Below are 16,462 nucleotides of genomic sequence, written 5' to 3'. Positions count from 1 at the left end.
GATCGACGCCGCGTCGGACTACAACTGAACTGTGCAGGTTATGCGAGGGTAAGGGTGCGACGGGCCTGTCAACGCTACCAACCTGGTCTTCTCCCCCCAAGTCGTAGAATCAAAATTACCAGCGAATCAGTGGTTCGTGACCGATCTGCAACCGAACTCTTGATTCAGGAGCGCATAGGACTAAGGGTTATGACTATGACTATGACAGTTTCGCGGATTGAACTTGCCAGCGGTTTTACTGTCAGTGCCCAGGGTTTTGGTGGCATGGCACTGACCGAGGTTTACGGGGGCCTGGATGAGAGTCAGGCATTGGCGACGTTGAATCATGCGGTGGATATCGGGGTCACGTTCATTGACACCGCGGATATCTACGGTGCAGGAAGCAACGAGGCGCTGATCTCACAGCTGCTGCGCCATCGACGCGACGAGGTCGAAGTGGCTACCAAGTTCGGGCTGATCGGCAGCCCCTCACAGGGGTACTCGGGGATTCGTGGGGACGCCCGGTATGTGAGGGACGCAGCGGACGCGAGCCTGAGTCAGCTCGGCACCGACGCCATTGATCTGTACTACATGCACCGGCGGGACACCCGCGTCCCGATCGAGGAAACGGTGGGTGCAATGGCCGAGCTGGTCACCGCCGGCAAAGTGCGCCACCTCGGCCTGTCAGAGGTCACCGCAGACGAACTGCAGGCAGCCCACGCCGTTCACCCTATTGCAGCAGTCCAAAGCGAATGGTCAATCTGGAGCCGCGACGTCGAGACGTTCGTGGTTCCGATGGCTGCGCAGCTGGGGGTGGGATTTGTCCCCTACTCTCCGCTGGGGCGCGGCTTCTTGACCGGCACAGTCCAGGCAGCAACGCTTGGCGACGGCGACTTCCGCCATCGGGTGCCACGGTTCGCTACCGACGCACTGACCGCCAATGCAGCCGTGGTTGAGGCGGTCCAAGCGGTTGCCGCGGACACGGGTGCCACTGCTGCACAGGTTGCCCTCGCCTGGCTTGCCGCTCAGGGCCGCCGGTTCGGGCTGCCAGTAGTTCCTATCCCCGGCACCCGGAAGCCGGAACGTGTCGAGGAAAACGCCGGCGCCACCGCCGTGGTGCTGTCCGCCGCGCACCTTGATGTGCTGGACGGCGCGGCTGCGCTGGTGGTGGGTGACCGCAGCGCCGACCGGTCCTGGGTCTCTCAGGGAAGAGAGGCTTAGGGCCCTACCAGTCAACGCCTGGCGGTGCTCTACTGGGGGCCGGTGCAGGGCCTGTCTGCTGTCAGCGAACCAGCTGCGGACACGCACCTGTGCCAAGTTGAGCGGGGTACACTCAACTCTAAGGTTATTGCTGTTTGAAAGGTTGAGACATGGACGCCAAGTTCACCACCAAAAGCCAGGAAGCACTGTCCGCCGCAGCCATGAATGCTTCGACCGCAGGTAATCCTCAGGTCGAACCTGCGCACCTCCTGAAAGCGTTGATGGACCAGCGTGACGGCGTCGCTGTTGCTTTGCTCAAAGCCGCCGGGTCCGACCCCGACGCCGTGAGTACCCGGGCGAGCTCCGCAATCAAGGCGCTCCCGTCGTCGTCGGGTACGTCAACGGCGCAGCCGCAGTTCTCCCGCGACACCCTGCAAGCCATCAAGGCCGCCCAGCAGGAGGCCGAGACGCTCGGCGACAGCTTCATCTCCACCGAACACCTGCTGCTGGGGATTGCTGCCGGGGTCGGCTCAACCGCCGCCATCCTGAACAACGCCGGCGCTTCACGCGCGGCCCTTGCGGCTGCCCTGCCGGGCATTCGCGGCGACCGGCGGGTGACCACGCCGGAGCCGGAGAACACCTTCCAGGCGCTGGAGAAATTCGGCGTCGATCTGACCGAGATCGCCCGGTCGGGGAAACTCGATCCGGTGATCGGCCGGGATAGCGAAATCCGCCGCGTCATCCAGGTGCTGTCCCGCCGCACCAAGAACAACCCGGTGCTGATCGGTGAGCCGGGGGTGGGGAAGACGGCCGTCGTCGAAGGCCTCGCCCAGCGCATCGTTGCCGGCGACGTCCCTGAATCCTTGCGAGACAAGACCCTGATCAGCCTCGACCTTGGCTCGATGATCGCGGGGGCCAAATACCGGGGCGAGTTCGAGGAGCGGCTGAAAGCAGTCCTCGAAGAAATCAAGTCCGCCAACGGCCAGGTAGTCACGTTCATCGATGAACTTCACACGGTGGTTGGTGCTGGGGCCTCCGAAGGGTCAATGGATGCCGGGAACATGCTGAAGCCGATGCTGGCTCGCGGGGAGCTGCGCCTCATCGGTGCCACCACGCTCGATGAGTACCGCAAGAACGTCGAAAAGGATGCAGCCCTGGAACGGCGGTTCCAGCAGGTCTATGTGGGTGAACCAAGCGTTGAGGACACTATCGGTATTCTTCGCGGCCTCAAGGAACGCTACGAGGCGCACCACAAGGTGACCATCGCCGATTCGGCGCTCGTGGCCGCTGCCACCCTGTCCAACCGCTACATCTCAGGTCGACGGCTCCCGGACAAGGCGATCGACCTGGTGGACGAGGCGGCGTCACGGCTGCGCATGGAAATTGACTCGGCCCCCGAGGAAATCGATCAGCTGCGCCGCTCAGTCGACCGGCTGACGATGGAGGAGCTGGCGCTGACGGGCGAGAGCGACGACGCCTCCCAGGACCGGCTCCACGCCCTGCGCGCCGACATGGCCGATCAGAAGGAAAAGCTCGCAGCACTCAACGCTCGGTGGGAAGCCGAAAAGGCGGGGCTCAACCGGATGGGTGACCTGAAGGCTGCCCTCGAGGACCTGCGCTCGCAGGCAGAGCGGGCCCAGCGCGACGGCGACCTTGAGCAGGCCTCACGGTTGCTGTACGGCGAAATTCCCACCCTGCAGCGCGAGCTCGACGCCGCACAGGACGCCGAACCCGAGGACACTCCGCTGCCGATGGTCGCGGAGGACGTCACAGCCACCGACATCGCGAGGTGATTTCCGCCTGGACAGGCATCCCCGCCGGGCGCATGCTCCAGGGCGAAAGCCAGAAACTTCTGCACATGGAGCAGGTCATTGGCTCCCGGCTGATCGGGCAGTCAAAGGCAGTGACGACGGTGTCGGATGCGGTCCGCCGCGCCCGCGCCGGTATTTCAGATCCCGACCGGCCCACCGGATCCTTCCTCTTCCTGGGGCCTACCGGGGTGGGGAAGACCGAGCTGGCGAAAGCCCTCGCCGACTTCCTGTTCGACGACGAGCACGCCATGGTGCGGATCGACATGTCCGAGTACTCCGAGAAGCACTCGGTCTCCCGTCTGGTCGGCGCCCCTCCAGGCTATGTCGGCTATGAGGAGGGCGGTCAGCTCACGGAAGCCGTCCGCCGTCGCCCCTACAGCGTGCTGCTGCTCGACGAGGTGGAAAAAGCGCACCCCGAGGTCTTCGACATTCTGCTGCAGGTGCTCGACGACGGCCGCCTCACCGATGGGCAGGGCCGCACCGTCGATTTCCGCAACGTTATCCTGGTGCTGACGTCCAATCTGGGCTCCCAGTTCCTGGTGGACCCGTCGATGACGGACTCCGCGAAGCGCGACGCGGTGATGTCGGTGGTGAACGCAAGTTTCAAGCCGGAGTTCCTGAACCGGCTGGACGATGTGGTTCTCTTCGACGCCCTCACTCTCGAGGAGCTGTCCCGGATCGTCGACCTGCAGGTGCAGTCACTCGCTTCCCGGCTTCACGAGCGGCGGCTGAATCTGACGGTCACCGACGCAGCCCGCGAATGGCTGGCCCTCACCGGGTTTGACCCCGCGTATGGCGCCCGGCCACTACGCCGGCTGGTGCAGCGTGAGATCGGTGACCGCCTGGCGCGGGGCATCCTGGCCGGAACCATCAACGACGGGGATACGGTGCGGGTGGACCGGGTGGTTGATGCTGATGGCCTCAGCGTTGCTGCCGAGGTACTCGAGACGAGCTAGTTGTTGATCAGGGTGTCGCTGATGACGTTGCCCTCATCGCTGGTCACGAGGCAGTCCACCCGGCGGTCGCCGTCGGACCAGGCGCCCTCGCGTGGGGTGACGCGCAGGAGCTCGAGGTTCTCGTAGCGGGCTGCGGCGGTTTCATCGAGGTCGACGCCGTCGCACACCTGCTGCGCGCGGAGAGCCAGCGCGTCGTCACCGGGGAACTCGGCGTCGTCCGCGTAGAAATCGCTGGCCAATAGCTGCGCGTTGTGGGGTGTTGAGCAGGTCACGACAGTTGAGGTGCTGTTGATGTCCACGAAGTCCCGCAGGCACTGGCCCTCTTCGAGGTCCAGGGGCAGGACGTTCTCGGCGATGATCCCGTCAGCACCCGGTGTGCCGTTGCTAATGGGCTCCCGCTCCGGCGACGCCGTCAGGCCGGTGATGAGGGCGACCAGGCCCCAGATCAGGAGACCCAGGGCCAGCAGCCCCAGGAGTGCGCCGCCGATCAGGAGACCCCGCTTGTTTTTGCCGTTGCTGGCCGCCTGACGACCGTCGCGACGCCGGGTACCGGCCGGAGGTAGCCCGTAGGGGCCTCCGGTGGGTTCGGTAGGGGACTCGGACGGCTGCTCGGGGTAGCTGCCCTGCGGGCCGGTCTGAGCTGCTGGGGTGCCGGGGCTGGTTGGCGGCGCCGCACCCATTCCCGCGGGGAGGGCTGCTGGGTCCGTGCTGGCGGCTGCCGCTGCTGAGACCGGGCTGGGAATGTCGGCGTCCGCTTCCAGGTCAGTGTCGGAATCAATCCCAACTGCTGGACTGGCATCAGAAGCGGGGCCCGTGGTTTCGAAGAGGCGGTCCCACCGCTGCGCATCAGTGGCTGCGGGAGTCCACTCCGGGGCGTCTCCGTCGGCGGCGAAGTTGGGGAGGGCGCGGGTGGAGTCTGTGCTGGCCAGTGCGACCGCTTCGTCTGTGGAGTCTGTGCTGGCCAGTGCGACCGCTTCGCCTGTGGAGTCTGTGGAGTCTGTGGAAGCGGTGTCTTTCGTGTCCTTGGGGGCGTCAGGGGCGTCGGCTGGTTCCGCGTCACGTGGCTCGTCGACGGCGTCAGGATTGCCGTCAGTGCTGTCGGCTGCGGCCTCCGGGCCCCCATCGGTCGTGTCGCCCGCTGCTCCCCCGGCGGGTGCTGTCCCGGCGGGAGCGGCCTTCGTTGTCGGGTCTGCCGTCGGGACCGCGCCGGCGACGAGCAGGCCTGCATCCAGGGCCTCCTGCTCGACACGGCGGGCTTCGGCGGCGATTTCCTCAAGCGATGCAGCGCGTGCGGTGTCCTCGCTGATCCGTGCCGGGTTGAGGGAAGGCTCAACCAGCTGGACGTCGTCGGCGGAGACCGACAATTCCGGCTCGACCGTCTCGGGGGATACCTCGGCGTCGCTGAGCTGCACAGTGTCCGGGTCAACCAGTTGCGGTTCAGCGACGTGAATGGGCTCGGATTGGTGCTCTTCAGCGCCGCTCTGTGCCGGATCGGATTCGGAGTCCCGCGGGGTGCGCTCCTGATCGCTCATGATGTTCCGCCCTGCCTTCTACGTTCTTGTGCGTCCGCCCTCACTGCAGGCTCCTCTGCTACGACTTTAGCCAAGTTTCGGCTGCAGTAGGCGGGAGCCGGTAGCACCAAGTGTACTGACGAAGATCGGCGATTTTCGGGCGGCAGGGAGGGCGCACGCGGAGACTGGGAAAGCATGTAATCTATAGGTACGACAAACTGACCAAATACTCCGGGGCCTCGCTGCAGCCTTGGGCCGATAAGGCCCCAGTGACCACCTCCGGATCGACGCAAAAGGGGGTCACGCCATGGGGCGCGGCCGTCAAAAGGCAAAAGCTACCAAGCAGGCTCGGGACATTAAGTACTTCAGCCCCGCGACTGATTACACGGCACTGCAGCGAGAGCTCACAGGCCCGGGCGAGCGAGCCTCCAAACGTTCTACGGATCCGATGGAGCCGGTTGAACCGGACTACTCGGCTTACGAAGACAAGTACGCAGATGTGGACGACGACGAGGACGACGGCGGAACACGCCGCACTGGTTGAGTCACTGCACCGGTTTGATTCACTGCACTGGTTGAGACACTGCACCAAAAAAGTGGGGTACCCGCAAAATAGCCGTTGCGCAACGGCGATTCTGCGGGTACCCCACTTTTTTGTGCTCGAAAGCGGGCGGGGCTTAGGCGTACTGGCCCACGAGGCGCACCGATCCACCGTCGACACCCTTGGCGCCCTGCACATAATCCGGTCCGTCAGTTGACTCGTTGGAGGCTGCTGCAATCTGGCCCATTACCCAGGCGGGGACGCCACGCTCGGTCAACCGGGCAATGGCGGCGTCTGCTGCCGGCGCCGACACCACCGCAACCATTCCCACACCAAGGTTCAGGGTGCGTTCGAGGTCCGGCAGCGGCACGGCACCGAGTTCGGCGACCAGCTTGAAGATGGCGGGCAGTTCCCAGGTGGAGCGGTCCACCGTTGCTTCCAGGCCGTGCGGCAGCACCCGGGCCAGGTTGGCGGCCAGACCGCCACCGGTGACGTGGCTGAAGCCGTGCACACCGGCGTCGTTGGCAACGGGCAGGAAGCGGGCCAGATCCAGGCAGTCCGCGGCGTAGACGCGGGTGGGCTCAAGAAGTTCCTCGCCGAGGGTCCGCCCGAGCTCGCTGACCTGGCGGTCCAACGCCCAGCCAGCCTGGTTGATGATCCGGCGGACCAGCGAGTAGCCGTTGGAGTGCAGGCCGGAGGACGCCATCCCGATGACGACATCGCCCGCACGCACCCGGTCGGGACCGAGCAGTGAATCCGCTTCGACCACGCCGGTCGCGGCGCCGGCGACGTCGTATTCATGTTCTCCGAGCAGCCCGGGATGTTCAGCGGTCTCGCCACCCACCAGGGCGGTGCCAGCCACCGAGCATGCGGCGGCGATGCCCCGCACGATGTCGGCGATGCGTTCGGGGACAACCTTGCCGCACGCGATGTAGTCGGTCATGAAGAGCGGCTCGGCGCCAACCACCACAATGTCGTCGACCACCATGCCCACCAGGTCAAACCCGATGGTGTCGTGGATATCCATGGCCTGCGCGATGGCCACCTTGGTGCCGACGCCGTCGGTCGACGTCGCCAGCAGAGGCTTGCGGTAGGTCAGGAGCCGGGACACGTCGTAGAGTCCGGCGAATCCGCCCACCCCACCAATGACCTGGGGGCCGTGGGTGGCCCGGACGGCGTCCTTCATCAGTTCAACGGCGCGGTCGCCGGCTTCGACGTCAACTCCGGCGCTGGCATAGGTGATGGGGGAGTTGGAGGTCATACCCGTTCTTTCTTGTCTTCGTCGGTCAGCACTGCCTCGAACTCGCTGTCAGGCCCGGGATCGCAGCCGTTGGAGCCAGGATTGTCGGCGGGATCGACCCGTTCCAGGAGATTCTTGCCGCGGCGTTCCTCAGCCGGGAGTGCGATTGGATAGTCGCCGGTGAAGCAGGCGGTACACAGGCGTTCGCGCGGCTGCTCGGTGGCGGCGATCATTCCGTCTTCGGAAATGTAGGCCAGGCTGTCAGCGCCGATCGAGTTACTGATCTGCTCCACTGCCGCACCGTTGGCGATGAGCTCGGCCCGCGACGCGAAGTCGATGCCGTAGAAGCACGGCCAGCGGACCGGTGGGGAGGAAATCTTGACGTGCACCGACGCTGCGCCAGCTTCACGGAGCATTCGCACCACTGCCCGCTGGGTGTTGCCGCGCACAATTGAATCGTCCACCACGATGATCCGTTTGCCCCGGATGACTGACTCCAGCGCGTTGAGCTTCAGGCGGATGCCGAGCTGGCGGAGGGTCTGGCTGGGCTGGATGAAAGTGCGGCCCACGTAGGAGTTCTTCACGAACCCGTGAGCGAACGGAATACCCGACTGCTCGGCGAATCCCACCGCGGCAGGGGTGCCCGATTCGGGGACGGGGATGACGACGTCGGCCTCGGCTGAGTTCTCGCGGGCGAGTTGCCGGCCCATTTCCACGCGGGCCTCGTACACCGAACGGCCAGCGATCGCAGCGTCGGGACGGGCCAGGTAAACGTACTCGAAGACGCAGCCGGCCTTGGTGGGCGTGGCGAACTTGCGGGTCCGGACGCCGTCCTCGTCGATGGCAATGAATTCGCCAGGCTCGATTTCCCGGATGAAGCTGGCGCCCACGGTGGCGAGGGCGGCCTGCTCGGAGGCGACCACCCAGCCGCGTTCCAGCCGACCGAGGACCAGGGGGCGGACGCCGTGGGGGTCCCGGGCCGCGTAAAGCGTGCCTTCGTCCATGAAGACGAAGCAGAATGCGCCGCTGATTTTGGGGAGTAGTTCGAGGGCTGTTTCCTCGAGGGAGCGGCCGTCGTCGCCGGCCAGGAGGGTGGTCACCAGTGCGGTGTCCGAGGTGTTTCCCTGGGCCATTTCGCCGCTGCGGGGCTTGCCGTGGCGGGCGAGGACCATCTGGTAGAGGTCGGCCGAGTTGGTCAGGTTGCCGTTGTGGGCGAGGGCGACGGTGCCGACGGCGGTGGCACCGAGGGTCGGCTGCGCGTTGGCCCAGTTGGAGGAGCCGGTGGTCGAATACCGGCAGTGGCCCACAGCGATATGGCCTTCAAGGGTGTTGAGGGTGGTTTCGTCGAAGACCTGGGAGACCAGGCCCATGTCTTTGTAGACGCTGATCCGCTCACCGTTGCTGGTGGCGATGCCCGCAGACTCCTGGCCGCGGTGCTGCAGGGCGTACAGACCGTAGTAGGCGAGCTTGGCTACCTCCTCGCCGGGAGCCCAGACACCAAATACGCCGCAGGCATCCTGGGGCCCCTTCTCGCCTGGAAGAAGGTCATGGGAAAGATTTCCGTCACCGCGAACCATTGCATCATTCTCTCACGCGTTGGGGTCTGCGGCTCCACCGGTTACTCGGGGAACTGGTCGTCGTCGTATGTGCGCTGGGCGACTGCCCGCTTGGAGCGTCGGACGCTGATCCGATCCAGCACCAGCACCAGCAGCGCGCCGAGCAGCAGGCCGGGGATCGCAAACACCATGATGAAGAATCCGAAGATGGATTCGCGGGTCAGGGTGGGGTCGCCGGGGCCCGCGTAGGCGACGATCGCTGCGATAACAACACCCACCAGCACGCCAAGGCCCATGAAGGGCGCAAAGCGCGGAGCACGGCGCACCGTGACTTCCCGACGGGCTGGTCCCTGCCCCGGGGTCGCGCCGGGGCCTGCGGCCGCGGGGCGGGCAGTAACCGAAGGGTCGTTGTCGTCGCGAGGCGAGGGTAGCTCTGAACTCATGCTTTAAGGCTACCGGCGTTTAGCCGATCCGCCTGACCAATTGGTACCCGTTCTCCTGGAAGACGAGTTCGTAGGATTCCCCGGGGTAGGTTTCCTCGGCATGCGCCACCCCGTCGGCCGGGTGGGTGGGACCCCAACTCCAGTCCTGGTCGTCGACAATCAGGTATTCCGGCGCCGGATTATCGTTGCCCAGCCAGAACACCTCGGTGTCGGGGACCAGGTACGGCATCAGCACCACCCCCGTCTCCACGGTCGAACCAGCGGGAATCTGAGCCATCACCTGGTGCGCTGTCGCCCACCGTTCGGACTGGCGGAAGGTCGCCGGATCGGCCAGCTCACCCAGGGGCTGGCTCGGCAGCAACAACAGGGCAGCGACGGTCACCGCGGGGACGACGACGGCGTCAGCCGAGCGCAGCCACCGCCGCCCCGACCTGCGGGAGGTATCGATTGCGTCGATCAGTGCGGCGAACAGGACTGGCATCAGGACGGCGCTGTAATGCCACTCCGGGCCCCAGTACACATCGTTGCCCGAGACGAAACGCCAGGCCAGGGTGGGCACCATGATCAGCGACAGCGGTGACCTCAGGAACAGGAAGCCTCCCGCCAGCAGCAGCAGCCACACCGTTTCGTATTTCGCGCTGGCCGAGAAAATGGTGACCAGCGCGCCAACCGGGTCAGCAATCATCCCGCGAACGTCGATCCGGTCTGAATAGTCGTATTGGCCGCCAGTGTTCAGGAGCGGCAGGATCACCGCCACGGAGAGCAGCAGCCAGCCGACGCCCCACGCCGCCAGCCACAGCCCGATCCGGTCCCGATACCGCCACGCGATGACCAACCCGATCGCGGCAACCGTCAGGCCGAGGTCCTCTTTCACGAAAACCAGCAGTCCAGCCCAGGCGACGGCGGTGCGCAGCCGCCCGATGATCATCGACTCAAGAGCGAGCGCAAGAAGCAGGATGGCGAGCGCGATCTCGTGGAACTGCGCGGCCACCGCCGTCTGAAGACCCCACGACAATCCGTAGCTACGCCGAGGCAGCTGCCGGCCACCGTGCCGAGCCGCCGGATGCCTAGCCGAGCGATCACGAGGACCGACAGTCCGATCAGAATGTTTTGCAGAATCAGCAGGGTCAGGCCGGAGGGGAAAAACGCGTAGGCGGGACCAAGAATTACCAGCAGCGGATGGAAGTGGTCACCCAGGAGGTTGAAGCCGTCACCCTTGATCGACACAATCGGCGCGTCGAAGCGGCGTAGGCCTTGGCCAGCTGGGTGAAGATGCCGAGGTCCCAGGACGGGGTAGCGAGCCGGTTCCACTGCGCCACGGAGTAGACCGAGTAAGTGGCGGTGATCAGCAGGGCGATGATCACCGCGGCGGGTGGCTGCCGCCGGACGGCTGCCACCGACGACCGCACACCTTCAGTGATGAAGGTGGTTCGGCGAAGTGAATGTTGAGCTGTCACGGTGTCGGCGGCGTGCCGGTGGGGAACAGGGGAAGCCAATCGCTCAGGTCGGCCCGCTGCCCCGAGGCGGCAACCTTTCCGGCGCCGACGGCGTCGGCCCAGGCGAGACTTCCAGTCACCAGTGCCAGCCAGGTGACGGCGTCGGTCTCCACCACATTCGGCGGGGTGCCCCGGGTGTGGCGTGGTCCGGCAATGCACTGCGCCACACCAAACGGCGGCACCCGCACCTCTACGCTGTTGCCCGGCGCCCGGTCAGCCAATTCCTCGAGTGCGTACCGCACGGCGGTGGCCGTCTCGGGGCGGGTGGCCGAGCCGGACCGGACAGCGTCGATGGCTGGCTTGCCCGCCGGGGCGGGGATCCGTCGTCGTGCCATGGGGCCTAGTCCAGGAGAGCCATGACCGGTGCGGCGAGCCGAAGCTTGCCGACCGCTGCGCTGCCGCCCATCACCGGAGGGACCACCTTGGCGAGGACTGCGCTCACTTTGTCGGCGTCGACGGCGCCGGTGGCAGCCAGGAGGGTCAGGCCCACCAGGGTGGTGGCGCGGATGTTGCCGTCGAGTATTTTGAGGGCAAGGGAGACTCCGGTATCGGTGCCCATGACGAGGACGCCTTCGGCGCCGTTCTTGGAGATGATGCCCAGATCCTCCATCACTACCGAGTTTTCGCGGCCCCGGCCGTGTACGGCCCAGGGGTAGTCGAGCATCGCGGTGGCAATGGTCGCGGCGCGGGCGTCAGCGTTCTTGTCCGAGGGTGCCTTGGAGAACTTGCCGATGCCGCGGGCGAGGCCCGTCAGCGAGACGGCGGCGAGGGGAGCCCCGCAGCCGTCGACACCCCAGTGAGAAATCTTCTCTTCGGTGTACTCCTCAATGACCGCGGCGATGCGCTCCTGCAACGGGTGGGAGGGGTCAAGATACGTGGAGTGGTCCCAGTTGTTCTCGGTGCAGGCCCACAGGAAAGCGGCGTGTTTGCCGGAGCAGTTGAACGCGATGCGCTGCTTGCCCTTCTCCGTGCGGATCAGCCAGTTGCGGGCTTCCTCGTCCTGGGGCCAGTCGGCGGGGCATTGGAGGTGCTCCTCCGAGACTCCTGCCGCGCTGAGCATGGTGCGCACCACGTCCATGTGCTCATGCGATCCCACGTGGCTGGCCGCGGCCAGAGCGACCTGAGGCCCACGCAACGGCACTCCAGACTGCATCGCGGCGAGCGCCTGAAAGGGCTTCAGGGTGGAGCGGGGAAAGATGGGGGCGTGGATGTCGCCGAGTTCAGTGACCACAGTGCCATCGGCGGCGAGGATCACTGCAGATCCCAGGTGGCGCGATTCGATGAAGCCGTTGCGTTCCAGGACGGCAAGTTCGGCGGCGTCGGCGGAGGAGAAAGTCTGAGGCATGAGACAAGTATCGCTTATCGGCTGTCGAGGTGGAGCTTGTACCCACCGGAGGAACGGACATCCGGTGGGTACAAGGTTTGGGGAGCGCTATTCGGCGGTGAACTGCACTGACTGCCAGCCGGAGGCGCCGTTGGGCACCGTGTCGGCGCGTTCCTCGGTCTGTACGCCGTCGGGGTCGTAGGCGCGGGCGCGGACGGAGTGGGAGCCCGCTTCGACGTTGATCTCATGGGACCACTGGCGCCAGGTGTCCACCGAGGCTTCGGCGGCGAGAGTGGCTTCCTCCCAGTCGCCGTCATCGACCTGGACCTCCACCTTGGTGATGCCGCGGTGCTGGGCCCAGGCGGAGCCGCCGATGGTCGACGTCCCGGCCGACACCTGGGCGAAGGAACGGGGCACCTCGACGCGGGCCATGGTCTTGATCGGCCCCTGCTCGGACCAACCGCGGTCGGTCCAGTAGGCGGTCTTGTCGGCGAATCGGGTGACCTCAAGGTCCACCACCCATTTGGTGGCTGACACGTAGCCGTACAGGCCGGGCACCACCATGCGGACGGGGAAGCCATGCTCCAGCGGCAGGGGCTCGCCGTTCATTGAAATGGCGAGCATCGCATCGCGGTCATCCTGCAGGATCGGCAGGGGAGTGGAGGCGCTGAAACCGTCGGTGCTGGTGGAAAGGACCATGTCGGCGCCGGCCGTGGGCCTGGCGCGGGCCAGCAGGTCGCGGAGCGGGTAGCCGAGCCATTTGGCGTTGCCCGCCAGATTTCCGCCGACCGGGTTGGACACACAGGTGAGGGTGATGTGGCGTTCGATCAGGTCGGCATCGAGCAGGTCCCGGAACGTGATGGTGAATTCTTCCTCGACCATGCCGTGCACCCGCAGCTCCCAGGTTTCCAGGTCGATCTGCGGCACGCTCAGGGCGGTGTCGATGCGGTAGAAGTCCGGGTTCGGGGTGACCCAGGGGACGACGCCGTCGACGCCGGACTCCACACCGGCAGGGATAGCCGGCGCGGCGCTGGCCGGGGTGGGAAACGTGAGGGCCTCCCGGGCCATATTGACGGTATTCCGGGCGCTGGAAATGGCACGGCCGCCGGCCGCCGCGGTACCCGCGATGACTGCGGTGATGCCGGCGGCGGCAAAAAGGTGCGGCGGCTGGTGCCGGTGGCTGGGGTGTTGGTGCTGGTCGCTTCCTGGGTGGCGTCGGCGTCGTCGCGGGTTTTATGCAGCGCACGGATCAGGTAGCGCAGGGCCAGGAGGCCGACGGCGGTCCCGATCACCGTGGGAACAGCGTCCAGCAGGGTGGCGCCGGCCCGGGAAATCACCGCCGCAACAATGACGGCGCCCATCAGGACCACGCCGGCTACCCCGAGCGCCCACTTCCGGTAGGCGACCACACCGAGGATGGCGGCGAGGAGGACGATGGTGACGCCCATGCCAACGAAAAGTGCCACCTTGTCGTTGGTGCCGAACGTGGCGATCGCGAAGTCCTTCAACCACGGCGGGGTGAAGTCGATGAAGGTGGAGCCGAGGGCGATCAGGGGCGCGGCACGGGCGGTCAGGAAGGAGCCAAGCAGTTCTGCCACGCCCAGCACCAGGCCGGCACTGACTATCCCAGCTAGTGCTGCCAGCATGGATTCCTTGCGCCCGGGGCGTCGTAAAGCGTTCATGCACCTTATTCGGAGTGGTGCGCCGTGGGTATGGGTTGTCACAGGGCCGATTACCCCGTCACAGCTTCGCGAGGATCCAGCCGAGACAGTACGCTGAACTACTGTGAAGGTTCTAGTGATTGGCCCCGGCGGCCGCGAACACGCCCTTGTCCGAGCACTGCTATCCGACCCGTTCGTCCACGAGGTGCATGCAGCCCCCGGCAACGCGGGGATGGGCAGCATCGTCCCCACCCACGAAGTCGACGCCGCTGACCCGGCCGCTGTGACAGCCCTGGCCCAGTCCCTGGACTCGGACCTCGTGGTGATCGGCCCGGAGGCGCCGCTCGCTGCTGGAGTAGCTGACGCACTGCAGGACGCGGGAATCCCCGTCTTCGGTCCGTCCCGGGAGGCCGCCCAGCTTGAGGCGTCCAAAGCCTTCGCCAAACAGATCATGGCCGCAGCCAACGTCCCCACCGGCATGGCCCGGGTTGCTTCGAACGCCGAGCAGGCAGCCGAGGCGCTGGACATCTTCGGCGCACCCTACGTGGTCAAGGATGACGGTCTGGCCGCCGGCAAGGGCGTCGTCGTCACCACTGACCGGGCCGAGGCGCTGGACCACGCGCAGGCCTGCTTCGACGCTGGCGGCACGGTGGTCATCGAGGAGTTCCTTGACGGCCCCGAGGTGTCCCTCTTTGTGCTCTCCGACGCCGTAACGTGCTTCCGCTCGCCCCGGCCCAGGATTTCAAACGCATTTACGACGGCGATCAGGGGCCGAACACCGGCGGCATGGGAGCCTATTCGCCCCTCGACTGGGCGCCAGCGGGACTGGTTGACGAGGTCATCGACCGGGTGGCCCAGCCCACCATCGACGAGATGGCCCACCGCGGGACACCGTTCGTTGGAGTCCTCTATGTTGGGTTGGCCCTCACCACCCGCGGCCTTCGTGTCATCGAATTCAACGTCCGCTTCGGTGATCCCGAGACGCAGGCCGTCCTTGCCCGGCTGAAGACTCCGCTAGGCGGAGTGCTCATGGCAGCAGCCAAGGGCGGGCTGGACCAGGTTGAAAGCCTCAACTGGTCTCCCCAATCGGCAGTGGCCGTGGTCCTCGCGTCGGAGCACTACCCCGACGCTCCCCGCACGGGCGACCGCGTCCGCGGCCTGAAGCGGGCCGAGACGATCGACGGCGTCCAGGTGCTGCACGCCGGAACCGCCCTCAAGCACGGCAAGGTGGTATCGGCCGGTGGCCGGGTACTCGCCGTCGTCGGGCTCGGAGATGACCTGACGGCCGCCCGCGACAGGGCCTACCGTGGGATCGCCGAGCTGAGCCTCAAGGGCGGTCAGTTCCGGCGGGACATTGCGTTGAAGGCCGCGCAGGGTGAGGTGGTGGCGCCCGCTGTGGCGTCCCCGTTGTCGCCTGTCACTGCCGCGTCGGCGGCCACGCCCGCGGGGGCCTGAGCGTGACCTTCGCGCCGTCGTTCATTGACGTACCCGGGTGGACGCACATCTATTCGGGAAAAGTGCGTGACCTGTACTCGCCCCTGACCGGACCAGACGACCGGGTGCTGGTGGTCGCGAGCGACCGGATCAGTGCCTACGACTTCGTGCTGTCCTCCGAGATCCCCGACAAGGGCCGGGTCCTAACCCAGCTGAGTCTGTGGTGGTTTGAACAGCTGGCCGAGGTACCCAACCATGTGCTGTCGACCGATGTGCCGGCCGAGGTTGCGGGTCGGGCAATGATCTGCCGGAAGCTGGAAATGTTCCCGGTGGAGTGCATCGCCCGCGGGTATCTCACCGGGTCCGGGCTGCTGGAATACCGCTCGTCGGGCACCGTGTGCTCGCTTCCGCTGCCGTCCGGGCTGGTGGATGGGTCGCGGCTCGAGCCGGCGGTGTTCACGCCCTCGGCGAAGGCCGCGGTGGGGGATCACGACGAGAACATTGCGTACGACGACGTCGTCGCCACCGTGGGCGCGCCCGTGGCGGAGGAACTGCGTCGGCTGACCCTGGCCATCTACGGCCGGGCCGAGGAAATTGCCCGGTCCCGGGGGATCATCCTGGCGGATACGAAGGTGGAGTTCGGGCTCTCTACCGACGGCCAGATCACCCTCGGCGATGAAGTCCTGACACCCGACTCGTCACGTTTCTGGGATGCTGCCCTGTATGCCCCCGGACAGGCGCAGCCGTCCTTCGACAAGCAATTCGTCAGGGATTGGCTCACCTCGGAGGCATCCGGGTGGGATAAGTCCGCCACCCCGCCGGAACTTCCCGCCGAGATTATCGAGAAGACCCGCGGCCGTTACATTGAGGCCTATGAGCGGCTGACGGGCCTCACCTTCGCCTAGCCTTTGCACTCCTGTTCACCAGACCAGCTCCGGCCGCCGCTTAATCTCCACTGGTCGGCGCGTGGTGGGTGGGAGACTGTGCCGGACCAGCCACAAAAAAGGCCCCGCGGTTGGTCTTCAACCGGCCGCGAGGCCTTTTCTGCTGGTCGAGGTCCTAGGATGTTACTCGAACCAGGGTTGCCACAAAATCGAGCAGATGACGACCATTGCGGCTGCGCTGCAGCGGATGGACGCTGGCCAGATCGCACCACGACGGCAGCAAGCAGTCCGCAAGACTCAGCGCTACCGACTGTCCGACCGCTTCACGCCTGACCTGAGTCGTGCCACTTGGCTTAGTGACCACTTTCGAGACTGCTGAGGATTTCCTTGGCGGCCTCGGAGAGTTCCGGATCGAGGGTCATCCGC

The 16,462-nt window shown here is 66.0% G+C and carries 11 protein-coding genes and 3 pseudogenes; 5 read left to right on the top strand and 9 right to left on the bottom strand.

The window, feature by feature from the left end; all coding sequences use genetic code 11:
* Positions 1–201 precede the first annotated feature (201 nt).
* On the top strand, positions 202–1,200 hold the full coding sequence (locus DDA93_RS07455) for an aldo/keto reductase (protein WP_116778399.1): 999 nt from the start codon (positions 202–204) through the stop codon (positions 1,198–1,200).
* 149 nt (positions 1,201–1,349) lie between these two features.
* Positions 1,350–3,946: pseudogene (clpB, locus tag DDA93_RS16995) on the top strand (ATP-dependent chaperone ClpB).
* Here the strand turns inward: clpB and DDA93_RS07445 are convergent.
* On the bottom strand, positions 3,943–5,478 hold the full coding sequence (locus DDA93_RS07445; protein WP_116778398.1) for a hypothetical protein: 1,536 nt from the start codon (positions 5,476–5,478) through the stop codon (positions 3,943–3,945). The pseudogene clpB and the gene DDA93_RS07445 sit on opposite strands and share 4 nt — an antisense overlap.
* A 286-nt stretch (positions 5,479–5,764) precedes the next feature.
* Here DDA93_RS07445 and DDA93_RS07440 point away from each other — a divergent pair, with 286 nt between their 5' ends.
* On the top strand, positions 5,765–6,001 hold the full coding sequence (locus DDA93_RS07440) for a DUF3073 domain-containing protein (protein ID WP_116778397.1): 237 nt from the start codon (positions 5,765–5,767) through the stop codon (positions 5,999–6,001).
* A gap of 133 nt (positions 6,002–6,134) precedes the next feature.
* On the opposite strand, the gene purM is transcribed toward DDA93_RS07440, so the two are convergent.
* From purM to DDA93_RS07400, 8 genes and pseudogenes are all read right to left on the bottom strand, one after another.
* Positions 6,135–7,259: a phosphoribosylformylglycinamidine cyclo-ligase gene (purM, locus tag DDA93_RS07435; protein WP_019482179.1), complete on the bottom strand. Its 1,125-nt coding sequence runs from the start codon at positions 7,257–7,259 to the stop codon at positions 6,135–6,137.
* Positions 7,256–8,815, bottom strand: a complete 1,560-nt coding sequence (purF, locus tag DDA93_RS07430) for an amidophosphoribosyltransferase (protein ID WP_019482178.1) — start codon at positions 8,813–8,815, stop codon at positions 7,256–7,258. The genes purM and purF overlap by 4 nt, the downstream gene beginning before the upstream one ends.
* A 41-nt stretch (positions 8,816–8,856) precedes the next feature.
* Entirely contained in the window at positions 8,857–9,237 is a 381-nt protein-coding gene (locus tag DDA93_RS07425; RefSeq protein ID WP_237715239.1) for a hypothetical protein, read from the bottom strand.
* 19 nt (positions 9,238–9,256) lie between these two features.
* Positions 9,257–10,252: a DUF2079 domain-containing protein gene (locus DDA93_RS07420; protein WP_279325268.1), complete on the bottom strand. Its 996-nt coding sequence runs from the start codon at positions 10,250–10,252 to the stop codon at positions 9,257–9,259.
* A 151-nt stretch (positions 10,253–10,403) separates the two neighbouring features.
* Positions 10,404–10,694 carry a hypothetical protein gene (locus tag DDA93_RS16295; RefSeq protein ID WP_165802590.1) on the bottom strand — a complete coding sequence of 97 codons (291 nt, stop codon included), beginning with the start codon at positions 10,692–10,694 and terminating at the stop codon, positions 10,404–10,406.
* Positions 10,691–11,068 (bottom strand): sterol carrier family protein, encoded by a 378-nt coding sequence (locus tag DDA93_RS07410; protein ID WP_116778394.1) that lies wholly within the window; start codon positions 11,066–11,068, stop codon positions 10,691–10,693. The genes DDA93_RS16295 and DDA93_RS07410 overlap by 4 nt, the downstream gene beginning before the upstream one ends.
* A gap of 5 nt (positions 11,069–11,073) precedes the next feature.
* Positions 11,074–12,078: an asparaginase gene (locus DDA93_RS07405; RefSeq protein WP_116778393.1), complete on the bottom strand. Its 1,005-nt coding sequence runs from the start codon at positions 12,076–12,078 to the stop codon at positions 11,074–11,076.
* A gap of 87 nt (positions 12,079–12,165) precedes the next feature.
* Positions 12,166–13,703: pseudogene (locus DDA93_RS07400) on the bottom strand (molybdopterin-dependent oxidoreductase).
* Positions 13,704–13,842: 139 nt separating this feature from the next.
* Here DDA93_RS07400 and purD point away from each other — a divergent pair.
* Both purD and DDA93_RS07390 read left to right on the top strand, forming a co-directional pair.
* Positions 13,843–15,173 (top strand): annotated as a pseudogene (gene purD, locus DDA93_RS07395) (phosphoribosylamine--glycine ligase).
* 2 nt (positions 15,174–15,175) lie between these two features.
* Complete coding sequence (locus DDA93_RS07390) at positions 15,176–16,057, top strand: phosphoribosylaminoimidazolesuccinocarboxamide synthase (protein WP_116778392.1); 882 nt, start codon at positions 15,176–15,178, stop codon at positions 16,055–16,057.
* Positions 16,058–16,462 lie beyond the last annotated feature (405 nt).

This window comes from Arthrobacter sp. Bz4 (assembly GCF_003075455.1).
GTDB lineage: Bacteria > Actinomycetota > Actinomycetes > Actinomycetales > Micrococcaceae > Arthrobacter_D.
Note: the sequence above shows the minus strand (reverse complement) of the source record. Positions and strands in the feature narration are given on the sequence as shown.